This window comes from Planobispora rosea, assembly GCF_014648175.1.
In the GTDB taxonomy this organism is placed as follows: domain Bacteria; phylum Actinomycetota; class Actinomycetes; order Streptosporangiales; family Streptosporangiaceae; genus Planobispora; species Planobispora rosea.
On sequence record NZ_BMQP01000015.1, the window covers coordinates 27781 to 51058 of the forward strand.

The window sequence follows — 23278 nt, forward strand, 5'->3', positions numbered from 1 at the left end:
CTTCCGGCGTGACGCCGCCGGCACGACCGCACGACTCACGGACCAAGGACAAGGACCAAGGATCGCCCCCTCATGGAAATCGCACTTCTGGCGTTCTTCGCCATCGGCTACTTCGTCCTCGCGGGCGCCGATTTCGGGATCGGCATGCTCCTGCCCCATCTCGGGCGCTCACCGGCCGAGCGCGGCCGGGTGCTCGCCGCGATCACCCCGTTCTTCCTCGCGAACGAGGTCTGGCTGGTCACCGCGCTCGGGGTCCTCGCCGGGGCCTTCCCCGTCCTGGAGGGCGAACTGCTCAGCGAGCACTACGCGGTCTTCACCGCGCTGCTGCTCGGCTGGGTGACCCGGGACGCCGGGATCTGGCTGCGGGGGCGGGTGGACCGGGCCGGATGGCGGGCCGGTTGCGACACGGCCGTGGTCGCCGGGAGCTGGACGGTGGCGCTGAGCTGGGGAACCCTGCTCGCGCAGACCGTGGAGGCGGCCCCGCCGGTCGCCGTCCCGGTGATCGCGGCGGTGGCCGTGCTGTTCTGCGCGCACGGGCTGGCGCTGGCCGGGCTCCGGCTGCGCGACCGGCCGAGGGAGCGGGCCCGGCGGCCCTTCGGGGCCTCGGGCGAGCGTACGGTCTACGCCCTGACGACGGGCGGGACGGTCCTGGTCTGCCTGCTGGCCGGCTCCCGCCTGCCGCTGGCGGAGAACCTGGCCGACCCGGCGACGCTCGCCCTGCTCACTCCCACGGCGACGGTGCTCGTCCCCCTGCTGGTGGGAACGCAGGTGTGGCTCTGGTGGAGCCTGGGCCGGATCAGGCCGGCTGGGTGATCATGAATGCCAGACCGAGAAGCACGGCGACGGGGATCAGCCACACCACGGCCTCGATCGCGAACTCCTTGTACATGGTGAACTTCTTCCTCTAGAGCGTGCTACGACAACAAAGACATCGACCCGTAGCATAAGGGCTTGAGGAAAAGCCCGGAATCCGCCCTCCGGCGGAACAACGGCCTCCCCGGGCGCGCCGAGGAGGACTGACCGCGTCCGGTCAGGCCGCAGGCCGCGGCGTCCTCGCGCAGACGAAGGCGCGGACGCCCTCGGTCCACGTCCGCTCCAGGTCGGAGCCCTCGGGATAGCGGCCGTCGAGCTCCAGGATCACCATGCCGTGGGCGAAGGACCACAGGGCCTGGGCGAGGTACGGCTCGCCGGCGGCGAGGAAGAACGGGGTGCCCGACCACTCCTCCAGCCCGGGGGCGAGGCGCTCGCGGGGCAACGATCCCGCGGTCATCAGGCGGTAGAGGTTGGGGCGGGCGAGCGAGGCGGCCCGGTAGGCCCGGAGCACGGCCCCGATCGCGCCCCCGCCGCCCGCGCCCTCCCGCCCGGCGTCCCCGCTCCCCGCATCCTCCCGCCCGATGTCCCCGCTCCCCGCCCCGGCGCCCGCCGCGGCCTCGTCGAGCGCGGCGTGGAGCAGGTTCCCCATCTCGGCCAGCTCCTGCTCGATCAGGGCGGCCTCGACCGCCGCCTTGTCGGGGAAGTGCTTGTAGAGCGAGGGCGCCCGGATGCCGAGCCGGTCGGCCAGCGCCCGCATGGTGAGGCCGTCGGGGCCCTCCTCCTCCAGCAGCGCCCGCGCGGCCGCGACGATCTCCGCCGCGCGGGGCGTGAGGGGACTGAGTTCCGGCTGATCGCTCATCAGGCCATTTTCTCAGCGCGAGCCTTCAGCGCCGCGTTCATCGCGGCGAAGCCGTCGGCCACGTCCAGCGTCTTCCCGACGAACGGCACCAGCGCGCCGGTGAACGTCTCGCCCTGGACCAGCCGGCTCCGGCCGCCACCGAGGTCCTCGATGAGGAAGTAGTGCTCGCCGTCCACGACGCCGGGCATCACGAACCGGCCGATCCAGCGCAGCTCCCGCCCGGGGGTGGCGGCCAGGACCGTCGGCGTGAAGGTCATCTCGCCCCCGTTGCCGGCCAGCCTGTTGGTGAGCGTCGCACCGGCGCGCGGCTCGCCCTGGGCGCTGACGATGAACGGGTTCCACTGCGGGTAGGCGGCGAAGTCGGTCAGCACCCGCCACACCTGCTCCGGAGAGGCGTCGATCTCGATATCGGTGCGGATCCTGCGCGGATTGATCCGGGTCCACAGGTAGGCGGCGGCGGGCACGATGAGCAGAACGGCGACGGGGGCCAGGAACCACACGAACATGACGTCCTCCAGGGGCTAACGCTGTTAGCCACAACAGTAGGCTAACAGCGTTAGCTTCCGCAAGAGGGTGGAGAGACCCGTCAGGACCCCTTGGCCGAGGCGTCCTCCGGGAGCTGGTCCGGCTCGGCGACCCGGAACCAGCGGCAGCCGTACGGGCCCAGGGTGAAGCGCACGCGCCCGTCGGCCGGGATGTCCAGCGTGCCGTCCACGAGCAGGTCCACCAGGATCTTCGAGTCGTCGATCCCGCACAGGAAGAGCTCCACCTCCGCGTCCCGGTCGGCGAAGTTGTGCACGGCGAGCACGGTGCCGCCCTCGGCGTCGGCCCGGTGGGCCAGCACCGCCTCGTCGCCCGCGTCCAGGACCTCGTACTCGCCCCAGGCCAGCTCCGGCGACTCGCGGTAGCGCTCGATCAGCATCGTCACCCACCGCAGCAACGAGTCCGGGTCGCGGCGCTGCTGGTCCACGTTCACCTGGCGCGGGCCGTACTCGTTGTCCGGGCTGGGCACGGAGACCTTGGGGTTCTCCGAGAAGCCGCCGTCCGGAGACCACTGCATCGGCACCCGCACCGCCATCCGGCCCTCGCCGTCGAGGTTCTCGCCCAGGCCGATCTCCTCCCCGTAGAAGAGCACCGGGGTGCCCGGCAGCGAGAACATCACGCTGTAGGCGAGCTTGAGCCGGCGCAGGTCGCCGCCGAGCATCGGCGGCAGCCGGCGGCGCAGGCCGCGCCCGAACAGCTGCATGTCCTTGTCCGGGCCGAAGGCGTCGAAGACCTCCTGGCGCTCGGAGTCGGTCAGCTTGTCCAGGGTCAGCTCGTCGTGGTTGCGGATGAAGGTCGCCCACTGGGAGTCCTTCGGCGGCCGGGGCCGCTCGCGCAGGACGTCGGCGAGCGCCTTGGGATTCTGCCTGGCCATCGACAGGTGGAAGCGCTGCATGCCGATGAAGTCGAAGCACATGGTGATCTGGTCACCGTTGCCGTTGCCGAAGTAGTGCATCAGGTCCGGGTAGGGCAGGTTGACCTCGCCCAGCAGGATCGCGCTGCCGTCGCGCCGGTTGAGGAAGGCCCGCAGGTCGGCGAGGAACTCGTGCGGGTCCCCGCCCACGCCCTCCAGCAGGAACGGCACCGCGTCCACCCGGAAGCCGGACAGGCCCAGCTCCATCCAGAAGCCGAGGATGCGCGCGATCTCGTCGCGGACCTCGGGATTGGCCGTGTTCAGGTCCGGCTGGAACCGGTAGAACCGGTGCAGGTAGTACTGCCCGGTCCCCTCGTCGAGCTCCCAGACGCTGTCCTCCTTGTCGGGGAAGACCAGGTCCTTGGGATCGACCGGATCCGGCTCGTCCTGCCAGACGTACCAGTCGCGCTTGGGCGAGTCCCGGCTGGAGCGGGCCTCCTTGAACCAGGGGTGCTCGTCGGAGGTGTGGTTGACCACCAGGTCCGCGATGACCCGGATGCCCCGGTCCCTGGCGGTCCGCATGAACTCCACGAAGTCGCCCAGGGTGCCCAGCCGGGGGTCCACGGAGTAGAAGTCGGTGATGTCGTAACCGTCGTCGCGGTCGGGGGTGGGGAAGAACGGCATCAGCCAGATGCACGTCACCCCGAGCCTGTCCAGGTGGTCGACCTGCTGGGTCAGCCCCCGGAAGTCGCCGATGCCGTCGCCGTTGCCGTCCTTGTACGTCTCGACGTCCAGGCAGTAGACCACGGCGTTCTTCCACCACAGGTCCGCGGTGTAGGTCAGTCGCATGGGCCCGCCCTACCCCGTCGTGAACCTTTTATGAGGACCGCTTCACTGACTGCGGGAACCGCTCCCGGGACAAGGACGCATACCGTCCTGCCGTCCGCCGGTTAAGGTGGGATGACTCGTGACCCACCGGAGGGCATCATGCGGCAGCTGAGGCGCGCGCCCTTCGGCTGGCTGCTCGCCCTGCTCTTCCCCCTGCTGGTCTCCGGCGGGGCGGGCGCGGCCACCGCCTCCGCCTTCCTGCACGCCCCGGCCCTCACCAAGCCGCCCGGCGACCAGCACCCGTTCTCCCGCCAGCTCCCCGCCGGTGAGCGGCACCACGTCCTCGCCCCCGCCCCCGGGAACGGCTCCGGGGGCGGGCATCCCGTGGCGGCCGTCCCTCCGGACGCCCGCCACCTGTCGATCTCTCCCGGCCTCGGCACCGGTCCCGCCCGGCGTGACGACCCCCGTCCTCTGGCGGCCCTGCTGGTCAGGCCGGGCCGCGCACCTCCCTCCTCCACGGGCGCCTGAGGCTCCCCGGACCGCGTTCCGGGCGTCTCACCGTGCACACGGCATCTTCCGTCGCAGTGCACGGCCCTTCCATCCCGCGTACGGCCTGCCCGCTCCGGGCGCACCGCCGTACCCAGAGGACATCTCCCGCTCCGGAGTGATCGGCCCGCGTGCTGTGCCCGGAGGACTCCAAGCCTGTGGAGGCTTTCATGACACGTGCCCCCGTGGTACGCGCGATAGCGGCGTTCGCCGTGATCGCGACATCTCTCTACATCGCGTTGACCATGACCCCGCGCCTCGGTCTCGACCTGCGCGGCGGTACCCAGATCGTGCTGGAGACCAGGGACTCCCCCACCGTCAAGGCCGACGCCGAGACCACCGACCGCGCCCTGGAGGTGCTCCGCCGCCGGGCCGACGGGCTGGGCGTGGCGGACGCGCCGCTGTCCCGCTCGGGAGAGCGGCGGATCATCGTGGAGCTGCCCGGCGTCCTCGACCCGACCAAGGCGGCCGAGGTCATCGGCAAGACCGCCCAGCTGACCTTCCACCCGGTCATCTCCCCGGCCGACCAGAACACCACGCCGGGGCAGGGTGAGCGGGTCATCGCCGACGAGGACGGCAACCTGCTCCTCATCGGCCCGGCCCGGCTCACCGGCGACGGCGTCAGCGGCGCCGAGGCCGGGATCGACCCCGCCTCCGCCGGAGGCTGGTTCGTCACCGTCGACTTCCGCGACCAGGGCCGCCAGGAGTGGGCGAAGCTGACCGGCGAGGCGGCCTGCAACCAGCCGGGCGACCCCAAGCGCCGGGTCGCGATCGTGCTCGACGACAAGGTCATCACCTCCCCGCAGGTCAACGAGGGTGTGGCCTGCAACGTCGGCCTGCCGGGCAGTTCCACCCAGATCACCGGCTCCTTCACCATGGAGACGGCCGAGGACCTGGCGGCGCTCATCAAGGGCGGCGCGCTGCCGGTTCCCGTCGAGATCATCGAGCAGCGGACCGTCGGCCCGACCCTGGGCGCCGCCGCCATCGCCGCCAGCGCCCAGGCCGCCGTCATCGGCATCGTGCTGACCGCGCTGTTCATCATCGCCGTCTACCGGCTGGTGGGGTTCATCGCCGCCTTCGCCCTGGCCTGCTACGCGCTGATCTCGTACGCGGCGCTGGTCGCCCTGGGCGCCACGCTCACGCTGCCGGGTCTCGCCGGCTTCGTGCTCGCGATCGGCATGGCGGTGGACGCCAACGTGCTGGTCTTCGAGCGGGCCCGGGAGGAGTACGCCGCCGAGCAGTCCTCCGGGGGCGCTCCGGGGACGAAGCTCCGCCCGGCGCTGGAGAAGGGCTTCCGCAACGCCTGGAGCGCGGTGGCCGACTCCAACATCACCACGCTGCTCGCCGCCGGGTTGTTGTTCTTCCTGGCCTCCGGCCCGGTGCGCGGCTTCGGCGTGACGCTGTCCATCGGTGTGATCGCCTCGCTGGTCACCGCCATGGTCATCACCCGGGTCCTGGCCCAGTGGGCGGTGAGCCGGCAGGGGGTGGCGGCCCGGCCGCGGGTCACCGGACTGTCCGACATCGGGCGGGTCCGCCGGTGGCTCACCGAGCGCGACCCCGACGTGATGCGCCGCCGCGGCCTCTACTTCGTGATCACCGGCGTGCTGGTGGTCACGGCCATGGCCGGGGTCGCGCTGCGCGGGCTGAACTTCGGGGTGGAGTTCACCGGCGGGCGGATCGTCGAGTACTCGACGAGCCGGCCGATCACCGCGGACGCGGCCCGGGAGCTGGTCAGTGGGGCCGGGTTCCCCAGCGCCGTGGTGCAGACCTCGGGGCCCGGCGGTCCCGAGGGCTCGGTCATCTCCGTACGGACCGGTCAGATCGGCAACGCCGAGGTGGCGCGGATCGAGACGGCGCTGGAGCGCGGGGCAGGGGAGGCCGACAAGATCCGTGACGAGCTCATCGGTCCCAGCCTCGGTGACGAGTTGCGGCGCAACGCCCTGATCGCGCTGGCCGTCGCGCTCGCCGCGCAGCTGGCCTACCTGGCGTTCCGCTTCCGCTGGACGTTCGGGCTGGCGACCGTGGTGACCCTGGCGGCCGACGCGTCGATCGTGGTCGGCGCGTTCGCGTGGCTGGGCAAGCCGATCGACGGGGTGTTCCTGGCCGCGATGCTCACCGTGATCGGGTACTCGGTCAACGACAAGGTCGTGGTCTTCGACCGGGTCCGCGAGCTGTGGGGGGCCCGGCGCAAGGAGCCGTTCGCCTCGGTGGCCGGCACCGCGGTCCTGCAGACGGTGCCCCGCACGGTCAACACCGGTCTGGGCGCGCTGTTCATCCTCGCGGCGCTGGCGGTGCTGGGCGGCGCCTCGCTGACCGACTTCGCGGTGGCGCTGCTGCTCGGCATCATCGTCGGCACGCTCTCCTCGGCGTTCGTCGCGGCGCCGCTGGCGATCGTGTTCGAGAAGCACAACGCCGCCCCGCCGCCGCAGCCCAAGCAGAAGCGCGTCGCGCGTCCCCGCGAGGGCTCCGGAGCCGTGGTCTGACCTGCGCTCCCAAGACGTGCCGCCATATGCCTATATGTCGGCACGTCTCACGGAGATACTGTGATGATCTCCCACTAGGGTGTGTCCCGCGGATCCCCCGCCGCGACGTCCGCGGCAGGTGATCCGCCGGGCGCACCCCCGGTGTGCTCCGCTTTCGACCCCTCCGCATCAGGAAGGCGGACCCAGCCATGGCGAACGACTACGCGCTGACCTTCAAGATCGTCGATGTCGACGGCGACGGCCTGATCTCGGCTCCGGAGCTGACGCGGCTGATGGAGGTGCTCGGCCAGCCCATCACCCCCGAGGCGGCCACCGCGGCGATCGCCCGGATGGACAAGGACGGCGACGGCCGCATCTCCCTCGAGGAGTTCGCCGCTTATCTCGGATAGGTCTCAATCCCTCCCGTCGCACGCGCGAGGTGTTGCCTTTGAGACAAGAACAAGCGTTTGCTTACTAACTCAGGTGTCAACACGTCAGAACAGGACGCGCTCCGACGGGAGGGTCTATGCCGACGAAGGAACACACACGGGTGGCGGCCGCGGGATTCAACGGCCGCAGGGGAAAGTCCCGGGATTTCTCCGACCAGCGCCTGTGGAGCTCCACGCCGACAGACACAGCCCGGCTGCTCCGGCCTGGCCTGGCCGCGGTCGCCGACCAGGTGATCGATGAGATCACGCTCCGCATCCCCGAGTACGCCCGTCCCGCCGACTCCGTCTACATCAAGGTCATCCGGCTCGCCGTGGACGAGGCGTTACGCCAGTTCGTCGACCGGATAGAGAATCCGAACCGGCCCTGGGAGCTCGACGTCTTCCGTACGATCGGGCGGGGCGAGGCCAACGAGGGCCGCAACCTCGAACCGCTCCAGACCGCGCTGCGGCTCGGCGCGCGGGTGGCCTGGCGGCGCCTGACCGAGCAGTCCGAGGCGCTCGGGCTCACCCCCCAGCACCTCTACGACCTGGGCGAGGCCATCTTCGTCTACCTCGACCAGCTCGCCGACGCCGCCGCCGAGGGCTTCGACGAGGCCCGGGCGCACGCCGCCGGAGAGATCGAGCGCCGCCGCCACCGTCTGATGGACCTCCTGCTCAGCCAGCCTCCCGCCTCCCCCGACGCCATCGCCGACCTGGCCAAGGCCGCCGGGTGGCGGCTGCCCAAGACCGTCGCCGGGGTCGCGCTGGAGGACCACTCCGGCGGCTACCGCCCGCCGTCGCTCCCGCCGGACGTGCTCTCCGGCATCGACCGGCCCCATCCCTGCCTGATCGTCCCCGACCCCAACGGCCCCGGCCAGGCCCAGACGCTGGAGGCCGGGCTGCGGGGCTGGCGGGCGGCCATCGGCCCCGCCGTACCCCTCTCCGCCGCCGCCACCTCGCTGCGCTGGGCCCGCGAGGCGCTGGAGCTGCGCAGACGCGGGGTGCTCAACGAGGAGCGGGGCCTGCTGCGCTGCTCCGACAACATGGCGACGCTGATCGTGTTCAAGGACGAGGAACTGGTCAACGCCCTGGCGGAGGTACGGCTCGCGCCCCTGGCCCACCTGCGTCCCAGCCAGCAGGACCGGCTGGCCGAGACGCTGCTGGCGTGGCTGCGGCACGGCCGGGGCGCCGGCGAGGTCGCCGCCCGGCTCCACGTGCACCCGCAGACGGTCCGCTACCGGCTGCGCCAGCTGGAGGAGCTCTACGGCGACCAGCTCGCCGACCCCGACATCCGGTTCGAGCTGGAGATCGTCCTGCGCGCCCGGCGTCCCGTCACCCCCGGAACATCCTGATCCGGTCCTCGCCGATGCGCTCCCGCAGGGCGGGATCCTCGATCCCGAGGTCCTCCGCGGGGGCCAGGCACAACACGCCGACCTTGCCGACGTGTTCGTTGCGCTGGACGGCGCGGGTCGCCTCGCCGGTGCGGTCCAGCGGGTAGACCGTCGACAGGGTCGGCTGCAGCATGCCCAGCGAGAGCAGCCGGTTGACCTCGTGGCACTCCTGGTAGTTCGCCCCGTGCGAGCCGATGATGCTCTTGAGCTTCATCCACAGGTGCCGGTTGTCGTAGGTGTGGGCGTAGCCGCTGGAGGACCCGCAGGTCACCACCGAGCCGCCGCGCCGGGCCAGGTAGACGGACGCGCCGAAGGTGTCCTTGCCGGTGTGCTCGAAGACGATGTTCGGGTCCTCGCCCACCTGACGGCGGATCTCCGCGCCGAACCTGCGCCAGGCCTTCTCGTCGTCGAGGTGGTCGAACTGCGAGCGGTCCACGATGTGCTCGCAACCCATCCGGCGCAGCAGCTCGGCCTTCTCCGGGGAGCTGACCACGCCGACCGGGATGCCGCCGCCGTTCTTCACCAGCTGCACGCCGTACCCGCCGAGCCCGCCGGTCGCGCCCCAGACCAGCACCACGTCGCCCTGCTTCATCCGGGAGCCGTGCTCGCCGACGAGCATCCGGTAGGCGGTGGAGGCGCACAACATGTTGCAGGCCGCCTCCTCCCAGCTCAGGTGCCTGGGTTTGGGCAGCAGCTGGGTGGCCTTGACCACGGCGAACTCGGCCAGCCCGCCGTAGTTCGTCTCGAACCCCCAGGCACGGAGGTCCGAACCGAGCATGGAGTCGGCGTGGCTGACCGGATCCTGCGAGTCGACGTAGGCGGGCGAGGTGACGATCCGGTCGCCGATCTTCCAGTGCTTCACGCCCGCGCCCATGCGGACGATCACCCCGGAGGCGTCCGAGCCGAGGACGTGGAAGTCCTGGTCGTGGCGGGGGTCGGTACGGCCGAAGCGCTCCAGGAAGGCGAAGGTGGGGATCGGCTCGAACATGGCCGTCCACACGGTGTTGAAGTTGATGGCGCTGGCCATGACGGCGATCAGCACCTCGTCGGGCGCGAGCTCCGGCATCGGCACCTCGTCCACGTGGATGGACGTGGTGACGTCCTTGTCGACCCCGTCGACGCCGTGCGGGACACGGCCGAACATGCCGACCTGGTCCTTGCGGGTGTGCGCCGCCCGGAACGACGAGGGAACCTCCAGGCGGGCGAGCTCTTCGGGGTCGGCACCGTCGATGACGGCCTGGGCGAGGGTCATAGCTGATCTCCTAGGTGAGCGGCGATGACTTCGACGTACGGGGGATCGAGCAGGTTGAGATGGTGGGAGCCGGGGACGGTGACGATCTCCAGTCCCGGGGCGTACGGGGCGAACCCTCTGGCGGGGTCGCCGGCGTGGGCGTACCGGGAGTCCTGGACCGCCCACGGCGTCGGCTCCGTGGAGCGGTAGAGCACCACCCGGCCCGCGTAGGTCCCCGCCCGGTAGCCCTCCAGGGCCCGGGTGTCCTGGTGCGAGGTGATCTGGTGACGCAGGATCGCCTCGCCCAGCAGTTCCAGCACCCCCGACTCGGCGATCCGGAGCTCGGCCAGGGCGAGCTGCCCCGCCTCGTCCAGCGCCGCCAGTTCCCCGTAGCCGAGCTCGACGTCCACGCCGTAGGTCTCGCGCAGATAGGCGGCGAAGTCCGCGTACCGGCGGGCGGTGATCTCCACCCGCTCCGCCGGCGCGGTCTCGTCCGGCAGCCCGGAGTCGATCATCGCGACCAGCTCGACGTTCCCGGCTCCGAGCTGCCGGGCGATCTCGAAGGCCAGGATCCCCCCGAACGACCATCCCCCCAGCCGGTACGGCCCCTCCGGCTGCACCTTCCTGATCTCCTCCACGTACCGGGCGGCGCGCTCCACCACCCCCGGTTCCGCCCCGGGCGGGCCCGCCTCCCCCAGCCGCTCCAGCCCGAACACCACCCGGCCGGTTCCCAGCGCCCCCGCCAGCGGCCCGTACACCCCGGTCGTCCCGCCCGCCGGATGCCCCAGGAACACCGGCGTCTCCCCCGGTGTCCGCGCCTGCCCGGCCAGGTAGGCGCGGGCGGCCTCGGTCAGGGGACGGATGACGCCCTGGGCGGCCTCCTCCTCGTCGGCGGCGCGGACCAGGTCGGCGATCCGGGCCCCGGTCAGGGCGCCCCCGGCGGCCGTCGCCGTACCGATCTCCCGGCCGATCTCCCGGCCCAGCACGTCCAGCACGATCGGCAGGACATCCGCCGGGATCTCCTCGTTCACCCCGGGTTCGCGCCCCAGGACCCGCGCCAGCACGGCGACGACCCGGCGCTCCGCCGCGTCCCTCGGCCCCACCGGCCGGACCCGGGCGGCGTCCGCGTGGATGCCCAGCTCGGCCGCCACGGTCGCGGCCACGTCGCCGAGGGTCGCCCCCTGCAGCAGCAGCGCGGCCGGGACGCCCACCCCGAAGTCGTGCTCGATCGTCCCGCGCACCCGGGTCGCCGCCAGCGAGTCGAGCCCCGCCTCGGTCAGCACCGTGTCGTCCTGGAGCCACACCTCCTCGAACCCCAGCACGACGGCCGTCCGCTCCCGGATCTTGGCCGTGACCACCGCCAGCGCCTCGCCGGCCTCCATCGTGCTCAGGGCCTCGACCCCCGCCCACGCCGTCCCCGCGTCCGTCCCGGCCCCCGTCCCCGAACGCCCCGCGAGTTCCCGGAGTTCGGCGAAGTACGGCATGCGCGCGATGCCGGGAAAGACGGCCACCGCCGCTTCCGCGTCCAGCCGGACCACGCCCGCCGCCGCCACACCTCCGCCCAGCAGCGCCTCCAGCGCCTCGACGCCCTCACCGGGGGTGATCGGCGAGACCGCGGGCAGCACCGCCCGGCTCGCGCCCCCGGCCTCGGCCCAGGTCCCCCAGTTGATCGTCGTGGCCGGGAGCCCTTCCGCCCGGCGCAGGTCGCACAGCGCGTCCAGCCAGGCGTTCGCCGCCGCGTAGGCCGCCTGTCCCGGCGACCCGAGCAGCGCGGCGGCCGAGGAGAAGGCCACCCACCAGTCCAGGTCCGCGCCCCGCGTCGCCTCGTGCAGCGCCAGGCCCCCGTGGACCTTGGCGGACCAGACCCGGTGCAGGTCCTCGGCTCCGACCTCGGTGAACAGCCGGTCGTCCAGCGCTCCGGCCGCGTGCACCACCCCGCGCAACGGCAGGCCGCCCTCGGTGACCGCGCTCACCAGCCGCCCGGCGACTCCCGGAGCGGCCAGGTCTCCGGTGACCACCCGGACGTCCGTCCCGGACGTCCGGAGCCACTCGATGATCGCGGCTCCCTCGGGAGAGGGCCCGGACCGCCCGCCCAGGACGATCCGCCCGGCGCCCCGCTCGGCCAGCCAGCGCGCCACCACCAGTCCCAGCCCGCCGTACCCACCGGTGATCAGATATCCCCCGCCGCGCCGTACCACCGTCCTGCCGGGCCGTACGGCGGGCGGCGGCTGGACGGTGAGCCGGGCGGCGTGCCGTACCCCGTCCCGCCAGGCGACTTCGTCGTCGAGCTCCGCGAGCTCCGCGGGACCGGCCTCCTCCGGCCCCAGCAACTCGGCCATGACCGCCTCGGGGCCGTCCACGTCGACCAGGCGGGCGCGCAGGCCGGGGTGTTCGAAGCCCAGCACCCGGACCAGCCCGCGCAGGGCCGCGGCCCCGGGGTCGCCCCGTTCCCCGTCCCGTACGGCCTGCGCCCGCTCGGTGACCAGGTACAGGCGTGTCCCGGCCCCGTTCCCCGCCGTGGCGAGGTCGCGGACGATCCCGGTGACGGTGAGGATCACCGCCTCGGCCCCGGCCGGGTCCAGGCCGGCCGGGGCGAGGACCACGACGTCGTCCCCGGCCGGGACGGCGTCCCCGGCCGCGGGAGCGGTCGCCGCAGAGCCGGGCGGAACGGAGCCGGTCACCGTGGGACCGGGCGGAACGGGGCCGGTCACCGCGGGGCCGGGCGGAACATCGTAGGGGGCCGGACGCTGGGCCGGGACCAGGAGGGACGTCCCGGCGCGGGGCGGGACGAGCCGGGGCAGGGATGAGCGCCGGGCGGCGTGCCCGGCGGCGGTGAGACCGGAGATGAGGCGCTCGGCTCGTAGGTCCCCCTCACCAGCCACAATCAGCCAACCACGAGCCGAGCGCGGAATTGATCCATTCCCGCCCGGCTCACGCTCAACACCTGGACCCGCTGATATCCGGGTAATCGAATCCCCTCCGGCACCGGGGTCCGCGTTCCCGGGATCCCCGGCCCCGGCGCCGGTGCTCCCGGCGCCCGGCGCCTCCTTCCACACCCGTGCCACCAGCTTGTCCGCCAGCGGGACCGGCACGGCCGTGGCTGCGACGCGCCGGGTCAGCACACCGGTGGCCGTGCCGTCCGCGGCGAGGTGCTCGATCTCGACCGGGATCTCGGCGGGGTCGTCCGGGCAGTGACCGTTCAGGCGCGCGGCCAGCTCCGCCGGACCGGGGAGCGTGGCCGCCGGGACCGCGTCGACGGCGACGGTCGCGGTGCCGTACCTCATCCAGGCCCCCGCGGCGTTCTTCGCGTCGACCGCGACCTCGCCGGACGGGGTGAGGGTGACGGTGACCGTGGCGGGCAGCGGGAGCAGCGCGTCCAGGACGACGTCGGTCAGCTCCGCCCCGCCGTACACCTCGGCCGCCGCCGCCTGCGCGAGCGCGGCCACCGCGGCGAGCGGCAGGACCGGCAGGCCGTGCAGGAGCCGGCTCGCGGCCTCCAGCCGCCAGGGGGCGTCCGAGAGATCGTCGATGGTCGTGGTCCACACGTGCCCGGCCGGGCTCTCGGCGTGCACGCCGAGCAGCGGGTGGGCTCCCGCGGGCAGGGCGGGGCGCCGGGAGGCGGAGGCCCAGTGGCGCTCGTGCCGCCACGGGGACGGCGGCAGGTCGGTGACCGAACCGCGCGGGGCGAGGTCCGGGGAGGGCAGCGCGACGGCGACCGTGGCCAGCTGGGCCGGGAACTCCTCGTCGTGGCCCCGGCGCAGGGAGTGGGTGATGACCGTGCCCCGGGGGAGCGTGTCGCGCAGCGGCGCGGCCAGCACGGGATGCGGGCTGATCTCGGTGAAGACGGTGTGCCCGTCCTCGGCGGCGGCCCGCAGGGCGGTCAGCAGCCGGACCGGGCGGCGGACCCCGGCGGCCCAGTACGCGGGCTCGAAGGTGGGGATCTCACGGGGGTCGTCGAACACGGTCGAGTAGAACGGGATCTCGGGTTTGCCGCCGGCGATGCCGTCGAGCTCCTCGCGGAGCTTCGGCAGCAGTGGCTTGACCTGCGGCGAGTGCCCGGCGCCCTCGGCGGTCAGCAGCCGGGAGAGCAGCCCTCGCGCCTCCACCTCGGCGGCGAAGGCCGCGACCCGGTCCGGGTCGCCGGTGACGACGCACTGCCGCGGCGAGGCGTAGACCGCCACGTGCAGGTCGCCGGGGACCTCCTCGGCGCTCACCTCCAGCACGGCCATGGCGCCGCCGCCGCCCAGCGTGCCGAGCAGCCGGGCCCGGCGGCAGATCACCCGGACCGCGTCCGCCAGGCCGATCCCGCCCGCGACCACGGCCGCCGCGACCTCGCCCATGGAGTGCCCGATCACGGCGGCGGGCCGTACCCCGCAGGCCGTCCAGAGCCGGGCCAGTGCCACCTGCACCGCGAAGATCACCGGTTGCGCCGTGGCCACGCCCGCGGCCTCGCGGCCCTCGGTGACGATCTCCCGGAGCGGGATGTCCGCCTCCTCCCGGAACAGCGGGTCCAGCTCGTCGATCGCCGCGGCGAAGACCGGCTCCGCGGCGTACAGCCGGGCGCCCATCCCGGCCCACTGCGAGCCGTACCCGGAGAACACCCAGACCGGTCCGGGCCCGCCCGCCGCGGCCACGCCGGTGGGCGCCCTCCCCTCCTGTACGGCGCGCAGCCCGGCGACCAGCCCGTCCGCGTCCCGCGCGACCACGGCGGCGCCGACCCGTCCCCGCCCGGCACGCCGGGCCAGCGTGTGCGCGACGTCCTCCAGCGGCACCCCGCCGCCCTCATCGGCCACCCAGTCCGCCAGCACTCCCGCGTACGCCCGCACCCGCTCCGCCGACGCGTCCGTCAGCAGGAAGACCCGGGTGCCGTCTCCGGTCTCCTCCGGGGCGCTGTTCCCGGCGTCGTGCCCGGCGCCGTCCAGCACGATGTGGGCGTTGGTGCCGCCGAAGCCGAAGGAGGAGACGCCCGCCCGGGGGGTGGCCCGGGGCCAGGGGGTCGGCGCGGTGACGACCTCCAGCCGCTCCCAGGGGATGTGCGGGTTGGGCTCGCGGAAGTGGGCACTCGGCGGGATCACCCCGTGGTGGAGCGCGAGCACGGTCTTGATCAGCCCGGTGATCCCGGCGGCGGCCTCCAGGTGGCCGAGGTTGCTCTTGGCCGAGCCGAGCAGCACCCGGTGTCCCGGGGGCAGGGCCGCGTCGATCGCGCGGGCCTCGATGGGGTCGCCGAGGAAGGTCCCGGTGCCGTGGGCCTCGATGTAGTCCGGCGGCTCCAGGCCCGTGTAGACGGTGCGCAGGAGTTCCTCCTGCGCCTCCGGGTTGGGCGCGACCAGGCCGTTGGAGCGGCCGTCCTGGTTGACCGCCGTGGCGCGCACGACCGCCAGCACCCGGTCCCCGTCGCGGCGCGCGTCCGCCAGCCGCTTGAGCACCACGACGCCGCAGCCCTCGGCCCGGACCATCCCGTCGGCCGAGGCGTCGAAGGCCTTGCACCGCCCGTCGGGCGCGGTCCCCCCACCCTGGTCGAACGCCATGGTGATCACCGGGGAGAGCAGCAGGTTGACCCCGGCCGCCAGCGCCAGGTCGCTCTCCCCCGCCCGCAGGCTCCGCACCGCCAGATCGGTGGCCACCAGCGACGACGAGCAGGCGGTGTCCACCGCCAGACTGGGCCCGCGCAGGTCGAGCACGTAGGACAGCCGGTTGGCGGCGATGCTGAAGGCCGCCCCGGTCGCCGTCCAGGCGTCCACCCTGCTCGCGTCGGCGGTGGTCAGATAGGCGTACTCGTTGCCGGAGATGCCGACGAACGCCCCGGTACGGCTGCCGCGCAGCGAGCGGGGCGCGATCCCGGCGTGCTCCAGCGCCTCCCAGGCCGTCTCCAGCAGCAGCCGCTGCTGCGGGTCCATGGTCTCGGCCTCCCCGGGGACGATCCCGAAGAAGTCGGCGTCGAACCCGGCCACGTCGGCGAGGAAGCCACCGTGGCGGGTGGTCCTGGCCAGCGCCTCCGCCGTGCGCGGGGAACCGTCGTCGAAGGCCTCCCACCGTCCCTCGGGCACCTGCCCGACCCCGTTCCCACCGGCCATGAGCAGCCGCCAGAACTCCTGGGGGCCGTGGACCGGCCCGGGCAGGCGGCAGCCGACGCCGATGACCGCGACCGGCTCGTCGTGGGCGGCGGGCCGCGCGACCGGCGGGGCGGCGGCCGTACCGGAGGGTGACTCCCCCGGTGTGCGGGCCGCGTCGGACGTCAGGGCGGCCAGGCCGCGGGCGAGGCGGTTGATCGTCGGGTACTCCCAGACCAGGGTCGGTCCCAGCTCCCGGCCCAGCAGCGCCTCCAGCTCCCCGGCCACGGCGACCGCGTCGCGCGAGGAGAGGCCGAACTCCTCCAGGGGGCGGTCCGGGTCGACGGCGGCAAGGGGTATGCGGCACCGGGTGGCGATCCGGTCTGCGAGGAACCGACGGATCTCGTCTTCGCCGAGAAGTTCCACGGGGCGACTCCCAACAACAGCCGAGGTGATCGGTCAACCTACCGAGAGCGCCAGGTGTAAGGGAGACCAGACAACCCACAATCCACCAGGGCGTTTTGTCACGATTGTGATAATGGCCACACCTGCGCATTGATTTGTCCGGGGGGCTCAAGCGGCCCCCGTTCTTTCGTTGCGGACACGCATAGCCACCTGCCGATCACCCGTCTACCCTCGCCTGCCACGGCCTTCTGTCGTCAGGCCGGATGGAGGGAAAAGCATGCGATCTGTCCGGCACGGACTCCTGGCCCTCGCGACCGCCGCGGCCGTCGGGCTCCCCTCGACGGCGGCGCACGCGGCCCCGGTCCGTCCCCTGGCCCCGGCGGGCGAAAACCGGCAGGTGCTGGACCCGGTCCCCCCGACCGGGAAGAGCCCGTCCGGTCCCTGGCCGGCCGCGATGCCCGGCGGCGCGCGCGTGGTCGCCGAGAAGTGGCTGGGCCCGCGCACGCTCGACATCCTGGTCTCCTCGCCCTCGGTCGACGCGATGCTGCCGGTCCGGCTGCTGCTGCCTCCGGGGTGGTCGAAGCAGGCCAAGCGCACCTGGCCGGTGCTCTACCTGCTCCACGGCGGCGTGGACGACTACACGTCATGGACGAGGATGACCGGCATCGAGGAGCTCACCGAGGATGTCGGCGCGATCGTCGTGATGCCCGAGGCCGGCCGGGCCGGCAACTACAGCAACTGGTTCAACAAGGGCAAGGGCGGCCCGCCCGCGTGGGAGACCTTCCACACCTACGAGGTCCGCCGCCTGCTGGAGGTCGGCTACCGGGCCGGCACCCGCCGGGCCGTCTCGGGACTGTCCATGGGAGCGTACGGGGCGATCAAGTACGCCGCGCGCCACCCCGGCATGTTCCGCTTCGCCGGAGCCCACAGCGGCGTCATGTCCACCCGGCTGCCCGGCATCCCCGACATCATCATGAACGCCCAGGCGGCCGAGGGGTTCGACCCGAAGGCCCTGTGGGGCGACCCGCTCAAGAACGCCGACGTCTGGCGGGCCAACGACCCCGCGCACTTCGCCAGGAACCTGCGCGGCGTGAGCATCTACATCTCCAGCGGCACGACCAGCCTCCAGGGCGAGCTCGACCCGCCCGGCACCCCCTGGCACCCGGCCCACCTGGGTGAGCCGGTCTCGGCCTACACCGCCAGGCACCTGATCGCCAAGCTCCGGTTGTACGGCGTCAAGCCCGTGGTGAACCTCTACAGGAAGGGCACCCACAGCTGGCCGTACTGGGAGCGCGAGTTCAAGCGCTCCTTCCCCATGATCCTGAAGGCTCTCGGGGTGAAGCCCTCGTCCTCACCGGAGGACGCGCAGGAGGACGCGGAGAAGGAGCGGGACGAGCAGGTCCCCCCGCCCCCGGGCCAGCCCGAAGGCGGGGAGTGGAACCTGCCGGGCTCCGGTGACTAGGAGAGGGAGGGATCACCCGGTGGGCGGCCGGTCGGCTTCGATCCGAAGCGCTGTCGGCAGCGCAGCACCGTCGGACGAGGCTCGGTCATGTGATTGAAGCTCCTCACGTGGTTGTGGTCGGTTCGTCCGGCATGGTCACCGGTGAGGCCACGGCGATGTGCGGGCGGCCGGTGAGGGGATGCGGGCCCACATGAGCCCGTACCCCGAAGACCTCCTCGATGAAGGCGGGAGTCAGCACCTCCGCGGGAGGACCGTGCCCTGCGACGCGGCCGTCGCGGAGCACGACGACCTGGTCGGCGTAGGCGGCGGCCTGGTCGAGGTCGTGCAGAGCGGCCAGCAACGTGAGCCCGAGCGAGCGGATCAGATCCAGCAACAGGAGCTGGGATCCGACGTCCAGGTGGTTGGTGGGCTCGTCGAGGATCAGCAGCGGCGCCTCCTGTGCCAGGGCGCGGGCGAGCAGGACGCGTTGCCGTTCCCCGCCGGACAGCGTGGTCACCAGCCGGTCGGCGGCCCACCCCATGCCGACGCGGTCGAGCGCGGTGCCGACCGCCGCCCGGTCGGCGGAGGTCTCGCGGGCGAGCGATCGTTTGTGGCTGTAGCGGCCGGCCGCGACCACTTCGGCCGCCGTGAAACCCTCGGCGGCCTGGCCGTGCTGGGGGAGTACGGCGCGGTGGCGGGCGGCCTGGCGCGGACGCATCCGCCACAGGTCCCGCCCGTCCAGCCGGACGATCCCCGCCGAGGGCCGCAGGGAGCGGTAGACGGTACGCAGCAGGGTGGATTTGCCGCTGCCGTTCGGGCCGACCAGCGCGACGAACTCGCCCGGCCCGGCGGTCAGCGTGACGTCGTCGACGATGAGACGGGCGTCGATGCGGGCGCTGACGCCGGCGAGGTCAAGCCGCATCGCCGCCTCCTTTCACGCGGCGGCGCAGGAGCCACAGGAAGAACGGCACGCCGAGGCCGGTGGTGAAGATCCCGACCGGCAGTTCGTTGGGCCGGTCGGCGATCCTGGCAGCCAGATCCACCAGTACCAGGAACACCGCCCCGGCCAGCAGCGACACCGGCAGCACCCGCCGGTGGTCGGCGCCGACGACGAACCTCGCCATGTGCGGGATCATGAGTCCGATGAAGCCGACGCCGCCGACGACGCTCACCACGGTGGCCGTCAGCAGGGAACCGGCGACCAGCAGCCCGATCCGCAGGGCCGCGACCGGCACACCGATGGCGATGGCCGCCTCCTCGCCGGCCATCAGCGCGTTGAGCGCACGGACCTGCAGCGCCAGCCACGCCACGCAGACGGCGATGAGCAGGGCGGGCACGCCCAGGTCGGGCCAGGACGCCCCGGCGACGCTGCCCATCAACCAGAACATCATGCCCTGCAGTTCGCCGGGGTTGAGCTGCAGCTGGATGAAGGTCGTGGCCGCCGCGCACAGGTAGCCGACGGCGACGCCGGTCAGCACCAGCCACGAGTCCAGTAGCCGCCCGGAGCGCTGGGACAGCACGTACACCAGCAACGCCGAGAGCATGGCGGCGGCGAAGGCCGCCCCGGTGACGCCGAACGCGCCCGCCAGCGCGGTGCCACCCAGGGCTGGGACGAGCACGGCGCCGAGCGAGGCCGCCGAGGAGACGCCCAGGACGTACGGGTCGGCGAGCGGATTGCGGACCAATGCCTGCAACGCGACCCCGGCCACCGCCAGACCGGCGCCGGAGAGCGCGGCCAGCAGCGCCCGCGGGGTGCGGATCTCCCAGACGACCTGGCTGAGCAGCGGATCGGCCTGCGCGCCGCGTCCGGTGAGGTGCGCCCAGACCACACCCCAGACCTGCCCGAGGGGGAGATTGACCGAGCCGATGGAGATGCCCACCACCAGCGCCGCGACCAGTCCGGCGAGCAGGGCGGCCAGGAACAGCCCGGTGGCCGGACCGGAGATCAGGTGCGGACGGCGGGACGGCGTGGGCCCGGTCCGCGGCGGGAGGGTCAGGGTGTCAGTCACCGGGGTGGACCACCTTGGAGATCTTCTCCACGGCCAGGGCGTTGAGCGGGCCGAGGTAGACGCCGTCGGAGACGGTCGTGTAGGTCCTGGACTTCGAGGCCGCCCAGTGCGGGTAAGCGGCGAAGATCTTGGCTGCTTCCTCGTCGCCCTTCTCCTGCGGCGTGAACAGCCCGACGACCAGGACGTCCACCTCGGCGGTGGCGAGTTGCTCCTTGTTGATGGTGCGGGTGGCGTCGGAGTTCTGGCCGGCGAAGACGTTGACGCCGCCGGCCGCCTTGATGACGTCGTCGTAGATGCCGCCGACCATCACGGCGGGCAGGTCGTTGGCGTTCATCATGGACATGCCGGGATAGGCGATGAGCACCTTCTTGGCGGGCAGGCCCGCGACGCGCCGCCGGACGGTCTCGACGCGACCCCGCAGCTCGCGGATCAGATCGAACGCGCGCTGCTGGACGTCGAAGACCCGTCCCAGGAGGCCGATGAACTCCAGGGAGCTGTTGATCGACTGGTTGCGGTAGGCGCGCCGCTCCGCTTCGGTCGCCTCCGGCTTCCCCATGGCGCAGTTCACCGGATTGACCAGGGAGGTGATGCCGGCCGCGGCGAGCTGCTCGCGGGTGGCGAAGCCGCTTTTGGCGTCGAAACCGCCGGACCAGGTGGACACGACCAGATCGGGCTTGAGCTTGAGCACCTGCTCGGCGGGGACGTCGAAGTTCTTGTTCATGGTCAGCCCGCCGGTCGGCAGCGCCTTGATCTTGCCGATCATGGTCGGGTCGTCGGAGACGCCGTAGCTCTGGGCGTTGGCCAGGATGTTCTTCTCCAGGCCGAGCAGGATGAAGCTCTCCACCTCACCCACGCTGGTGCCGTTGAGGATCAGCACCCGCCGGGGTGGCTTCTGGAAGGTCACCCGCATGCCGCAGTTGTCGAAGGTCAGCGGATAGCCGGTCCTGGCGGCGGACGCCGGGGCGTCGACGGCCGCGCCCGCGGTGTCGGCGGGCTCGGTGGCGGCCCCGCATCCGGTGACGGTCAGGGCCGTGAGAGCGGCCACGGCTGCGGCGAAACGAGAAGGGTTCAAAGGGTTCATGCGTACGTGCTCCCTGTGGGTCGGATCTGGAGACGCGCACGCCACGGACGGCCGGCGAGGCGGCCGGGGTGGCGGCGGGAAGACCCGCGGGCAGCGGAATTGATCATGGCGAGGCCGAGCCGGGCAGCGCACGACTGCCGACTCTCGAAGAGCGCACGACTGCCGACTCTCGAAGAACATCGGCACGGTTGTACGGCCGAGCCTGACCAGCAGGCCCGGAATCACCAGATCACACGGCCGCCGCCGGCCGGGTCCGGCCTCCAGGCGGTCCCCTGAGCACGAGGACGTGTCTCAGGAACAACCGGACGCGCGCGGTCTCGTCCCGCCACATCCGGGAGACCAGTCGCACGGGCGCGGAAGGGCGTCCGGCGACCAGGAGGAACAGCAGCGGGCGCAGCACCCATCCGGCCAGTTGCCGGGCCAGGGCGCACAGGCCCGTCTCCAGCCACCGAAGCCACACGGAGGTGAGCAGCACGCTCGCCGCGTGTACGAGCACCATCCCGGAACCGGTCGACGCGGCGGGATGCACGTGGTCCATCCCGCCCATGCCCTCCATCGCGGCCATCTCCGCGCGGTGCGCCGCCGCCTGCCGGTCGGCGCTCTGCGTGAGGAGAGTGTGCAGGACGATCTGCGAGGCGGCCGTCGCGGGCAGGATGGAGGCGAGTGTGCGTTCACGCCCGGTCAGCGCCAGCGCGGGCAGCAGGAGGAGCAGGAACCCGCCCAGCGCCGCCGCCCGGTCGAAGGAGCCTCCACCGGCCAGGTGCCCGAGCGTGGCCAGGGCAGCGCAGGTGGCGGCGAAACTCGCCGCGCGCGCCCACCGCACCACTGAGAACGGACCCATTGCGGATAGATCTTTCCACACCGTTGCCGAGGTCTGTGAGTCGGGATGACCCGGCGCCGGGGGTTCCGGGAGCCTCAGGCGGTGGTGAGATACACCTGGCCGAAGACCTCGGCGAGCTTCTTGAGGTCGGCGGCGGTGTCCGTCTCGGGCGTGGCCGGGTTGTAGACGGCGGCCATGCGGCGCTGGATCGGGTTGAGCTTCTTCAGCTCGTCCCAGGCGGTCAGATGCTTGACGGCGCCCTGCGCGTCCTGGACCCGGGTCCAGAGGTTGACCTGCTGGGCGCCGCCGTCCATGACGGGGGCGGAGACCCGGGTGGCGACCTCCTCGGCGGTGACCTCACCGACCAGGCCGGTCTCCTCGGCGGCGACCTGGGCCAGCACGTCCCAGGCGCGGGCGCGGACCTGGATCCACTGGTTGCGCTGGGCCGTCTTGGCGTCGATCTTCCAGGTGGTGTAGCCGCCGTACAGCAGGCCGGTGTCGAGGGTGATCTGGTCGACGCGCCCGGCGATCAGGTGGGACTCGACCTGCTCGGGGGCGAGCAGCGGGTAGCGCTTGGCCATCTCGGTCTTGCAGGCCTCCTCGGCGCCGCAGGCGAACACGGGCACGACCGTGTGCACGCCCAGCTGCTTGCCGGGGGCCGCCTGGCGGAGCGCGCCGGACGCGGCGGCGACGAAGGCGGTGATCTCCTCCTGCGTCGCGAACGTCGTGTTGTAGCCGAGCTGCGCGGTGAACCGGATCCCGGCCACCTCGGGCCGCGCGGCCAGCGCACCGATCCGCTTGACGGCCGTGGCGAAGGCCGCCGGGCCCGCCTTCCAGTCGTCGGCCAGCTCGGTGTCGATCCAGACGCGAAGGCCGGTGGCGCGCGCCGAGGTGACGGCCTGCCCCGCGGGGGTCTGCGCCGCCGCCGCGATCTCCGCCGCGGTGGGCGGGGCCACGGCCGGGCCGGTGGTCTGCGGCGCCACCGTCTCGGTGGTGCGCGCGTTCGGGTCGGCGGGGCTGTTCGGCTCGGGCTCGCTCACCGTGCCGTCACCGCCCTCGGGGTGCCCGTCGACCGAGCACTCCTGGCCGGCCTCGCACTCGGGCGTGCCGCCGTCCTCCGCGCCCTCCGGAGCCGGGGAGTTCTCGTCGCCGGCGGCGCCGTCGCCCTCCAGCTGCGGGCAGACGGTCCCCTCCTCCGCGCAGTCGACGAACATCACGTACGGGGTGGCCTCCTTCAGGCGGGCGTTGTCGTTCTGCGCCCAGAACCGCACGACGTCGAAGGCCTCGTCGGGCTTGGCCAGCCACCGGCACTGGATGAACGCCGGGGCGTCGGCCCCCATCAGGTCCCGGCAGCTGCGCGGGTCGTCCTCGGAGTAGGCGGCCGCCGCGGGAGCCACGACGCCGATCAACGTGAGCATCGAGCCGACGGCGAGAACCCGCCGCAGATTGAGTCGCATGTCCCGCAGCTCCCCGGTAAAGCCGGTCAAAATCCGATTTGAACCTTACCTAGATCGCCAC

16 protein-coding genes are annotated in these 23278 nt (G+C 72.8%); 6 read left to right on the forward strand and 10 right to left on the reverse strand.

The window, feature by feature from the left end:
• Nucleotides 1–72 precede the first annotated feature (72 nt).
• Nucleotides 73–813: a cytochrome d ubiquinol oxidase subunit II gene (locus IEZ08_RS16680; protein ID WP_189242449.1), complete on the forward strand. Its 741-nt coding sequence runs from the start codon at nucleotides 73–75 to the stop codon at nucleotides 811–813.
• A 217-nt stretch (nucleotides 814–1030) separates the two neighbouring features.
• Here the strand turns inward: IEZ08_RS16680 and IEZ08_RS16685 are convergent, their stop codons facing one another.
• The 3 genes from IEZ08_RS16685 to IEZ08_RS16695 form a co-directional block, all read right to left on the reverse strand.
• Nucleotides 1031–1672 (reverse strand): TetR/AcrR family transcriptional regulator, encoded by a 642-nt coding sequence (locus IEZ08_RS16685; RefSeq protein WP_189242450.1) that lies wholly within the window; start codon nucleotides 1670–1672, stop codon nucleotides 1031–1033.
• The gene (locus IEZ08_RS16690) at nucleotides 1672–2178 is read right to left on the reverse strand and encodes an SRPBCC domain-containing protein (protein ID WP_068927586.1); all 507 of its coding nucleotides are present in this window, start codon (nucleotides 2176–2178) and stop codon (nucleotides 1672–1674) included. Before IEZ08_RS16690 ends, IEZ08_RS16685 begins: the two co-directional genes overlap by 1 nt.
• A gap of 80 nt (nucleotides 2179–2258) precedes the next feature.
• Nucleotides 2259–3917: an alpha-amylase family protein gene (locus tag IEZ08_RS16695; RefSeq protein WP_068927588.1), complete on the reverse strand. Its 1659-nt coding sequence runs from the start codon at nucleotides 3915–3917 to the stop codon at nucleotides 2259–2261.
• Nucleotides 3918–4055: 138 nt separating this feature from the next.
• Here IEZ08_RS16695 and IEZ08_RS16700 point away from each other — a divergent pair, with 138 nt between their 5' ends.
• The 4 genes from IEZ08_RS16700 to IEZ08_RS16715 all read left to right on the forward strand — a co-directional run bounded on the left by IEZ08_RS16700 (nucleotide 4056) and on the right by IEZ08_RS16715 (nucleotide 8684).
• Nucleotides 4056–4424: a hypothetical protein gene (locus tag IEZ08_RS16700; RefSeq protein ID WP_068927590.1), complete on the forward strand. Its 369-nt coding sequence runs from the start codon at nucleotides 4056–4058 to the stop codon at nucleotides 4422–4424.
• Nucleotides 4425–4612: 188 nt separating this feature from the next.
• Nucleotides 4613–6925 carry a protein translocase subunit SecD gene (gene secD, locus IEZ08_RS16705; protein ID WP_189242451.1) on the forward strand — a complete coding sequence of 771 codons (2313 nt, stop codon included), beginning with the start codon at nucleotides 4613–4615 and terminating at the stop codon, nucleotides 6923–6925.
• Nucleotides 6926–7113: 188 nt separating this feature from the next.
• Nucleotides 7114–7314: an EF-hand domain-containing protein gene (locus tag IEZ08_RS16710; protein ID WP_068927592.1), complete on the forward strand. Its 201-nt coding sequence runs from the start codon at nucleotides 7114–7116 to the stop codon at nucleotides 7312–7314.
• A gap of 116 nt (nucleotides 7315–7430) precedes the next feature.
• Nucleotides 7431–8684: a PucR family transcriptional regulator gene (locus IEZ08_RS16715; RefSeq protein WP_068927594.1), complete on the forward strand. Its 1254-nt coding sequence runs from the start codon at nucleotides 7431–7433 to the stop codon at nucleotides 8682–8684.
• On the opposite strand, the gene ccrA is transcribed toward IEZ08_RS16715, so the two are convergent.
• Together ccrA and IEZ08_RS16725 are read right to left on the reverse strand one after the other, a co-directional pair.
• Nucleotides 8665–9975: a crotonyl-CoA carboxylase/reductase gene (gene ccrA / locus IEZ08_RS16720; RefSeq protein ID WP_068927596.1), complete on the reverse strand. Its 1311-nt coding sequence runs from the start codon at nucleotides 9973–9975 to the stop codon at nucleotides 8665–8667. The two genes, IEZ08_RS16715 and ccrA, sit on opposite strands and share 20 nt — an antisense overlap.
• Nucleotides 9972–16430 carry a type I polyketide synthase gene (locus IEZ08_RS16725; protein WP_189242452.1) on the reverse strand — a complete coding sequence of 2153 codons (6459 nt, stop codon included), beginning with the start codon at nucleotides 16428–16430 and terminating at the stop codon, nucleotides 9972–9974. Before IEZ08_RS16725 ends, ccrA begins: the two co-directional genes overlap by 4 nt.
• A gap of 256 nt (nucleotides 16431–16686) precedes the next feature.
• Here IEZ08_RS16725 and IEZ08_RS16730 point away from each other — a divergent pair, with 256 nt between their 5' ends.
• Nucleotides 16687–17871: an alpha/beta hydrolase gene (locus IEZ08_RS16730; RefSeq protein ID WP_084780740.1), complete on the forward strand. Its 1185-nt coding sequence runs from the start codon at nucleotides 16687–16689 to the stop codon at nucleotides 17869–17871.
• A 103-nt stretch (nucleotides 17872–17974) separates the two neighbouring features.
• Here the strand turns inward: IEZ08_RS16730 and IEZ08_RS16735 are convergent, their stop codons facing one another.
• The 5 genes from IEZ08_RS16735 to IEZ08_RS16755 form a co-directional block, all read right to left on the reverse strand.
• Nucleotides 17975–18772, reverse strand: coding sequence for an ABC transporter ATP-binding protein (locus tag IEZ08_RS16735; RefSeq protein ID WP_068927599.1), 798 nt, complete (start codon nucleotides 18770–18772; stop codon nucleotides 17975–17977).
• Nucleotides 18762–19859, reverse strand: coding sequence for a FecCD family ABC transporter permease (locus IEZ08_RS16740; protein WP_203863390.1), 1098 nt, complete (start codon nucleotides 19857–19859; stop codon nucleotides 18762–18764). Before IEZ08_RS16740 ends, IEZ08_RS16735 begins: the two co-directional genes overlap by 11 nt.
• Nucleotides 19852–20940 (reverse strand): ABC transporter substrate-binding protein, encoded by a 1089-nt coding sequence (locus tag IEZ08_RS16745; protein WP_068927601.1) that lies wholly within the window; start codon nucleotides 20938–20940, stop codon nucleotides 19852–19854. The genes IEZ08_RS16740 and IEZ08_RS16745 overlap by 8 nt, the downstream gene beginning before the upstream one ends.
• 229 nt (nucleotides 20941–21169) lie before the next feature.
• Nucleotides 21170–21781, reverse strand: coding sequence for a hypothetical protein (locus IEZ08_RS16750; RefSeq protein ID WP_068927603.1), 612 nt, complete (start codon nucleotides 21779–21781; stop codon nucleotides 21170–21172).
• A 74-nt stretch (nucleotides 21782–21855) separates the two neighbouring features.
• A complete protein-coding gene (locus IEZ08_RS16755) occupies nucleotides 21856–23217 on the reverse strand; it encodes a hypothetical protein (protein ID WP_068927605.1) in 1362 nt (453 codons plus the stop codon).
• Nucleotides 23218–23278: the final 61 nt, after the last annotated feature.

Excerpts from the sequence above, each read along its gene's own strand:
- secD (WP_189242451.1), top strand. The coding sequence starts at position 4,613 with ATGACACGTGCCCCCGTGGTACGCGCGATAGCGGCGTTCGCCGTGATC.
- IEZ08_RS16750 (WP_068927603.1), bottom strand. The coding sequence starts at position 21,781 with ATGGGTCCGTTCTCAGTGGTGCGGTGGGCGCGCGCGGCGAGTTTCGCC.
- IEZ08_RS16695 (WP_068927588.1), bottom strand. The coding sequence starts at position 3,917 with ATGCGACTGACCTACACCGCGGACCTGTGGTGGAAGAACGCCGTGGTC.
- IEZ08_RS16745 (WP_068927601.1), bottom strand. The coding sequence starts at position 20,940 with ATGAACCCTTTGAACCCTTCTCGTTTCGCCGCAGCCGTGGCCGCTCTC.
- IEZ08_RS16735 (WP_068927599.1), bottom strand. The coding sequence starts at position 18,772 with ATGCGGCTTGACCTCGCCGGCGTCAGCGCCCGCATCGACGCCCGTCTC.
- IEZ08_RS16730 (WP_084780740.1), top strand. The coding sequence starts at position 16,687 with ATGCGATCTGTCCGGCACGGACTCCTGGCCCTCGCGACCGCCGCGGCC.
- IEZ08_RS16700 (WP_068927590.1), top strand. The coding sequence starts at position 4,056 with ATGCGGCAGCTGAGGCGCGCGCCCTTCGGCTGGCTGCTCGCCCTGCTC.
- IEZ08_RS16685 (WP_189242450.1), bottom strand. The coding sequence starts at position 1,672 with ATGAGCGATCAGCCGGAACTCAGTCCCCTCACGCCCCGCGCGGCGGAG.
- IEZ08_RS16715 (WP_068927594.1), top strand. The coding sequence starts at position 7,431 with ATGCCGACGAAGGAACACACACGGGTGGCGGCCGCGGGATTCAACGGC.
- IEZ08_RS16755 (WP_068927605.1), bottom strand. The coding sequence starts at position 23,217 with ATGCGACTCAATCTGCGGCGGGTTCTCGCCGTCGGCTCGATGCTCACG.
- IEZ08_RS16680 (WP_189242449.1), top strand. The coding sequence starts at position 73 with ATGGAAATCGCACTTCTGGCGTTCTTCGCCATCGGCTACTTCGTCCTC.
- ccrA (WP_068927596.1), bottom strand. The coding sequence starts at position 9,975 with ATGACCCTCGCCCAGGCCGTCATCGACGGTGCCGACCCCGAAGAGCTC.
- IEZ08_RS16690 (WP_068927586.1), bottom strand. The coding sequence starts at position 2,178 with ATGTTCGTGTGGTTCCTGGCCCCCGTCGCCGTTCTGCTCATCGTGCCC.
- IEZ08_RS16710 (WP_068927592.1), top strand. The coding sequence starts at position 7,114 with ATGGCGAACGACTACGCGCTGACCTTCAAGATCGTCGATGTCGACGGC.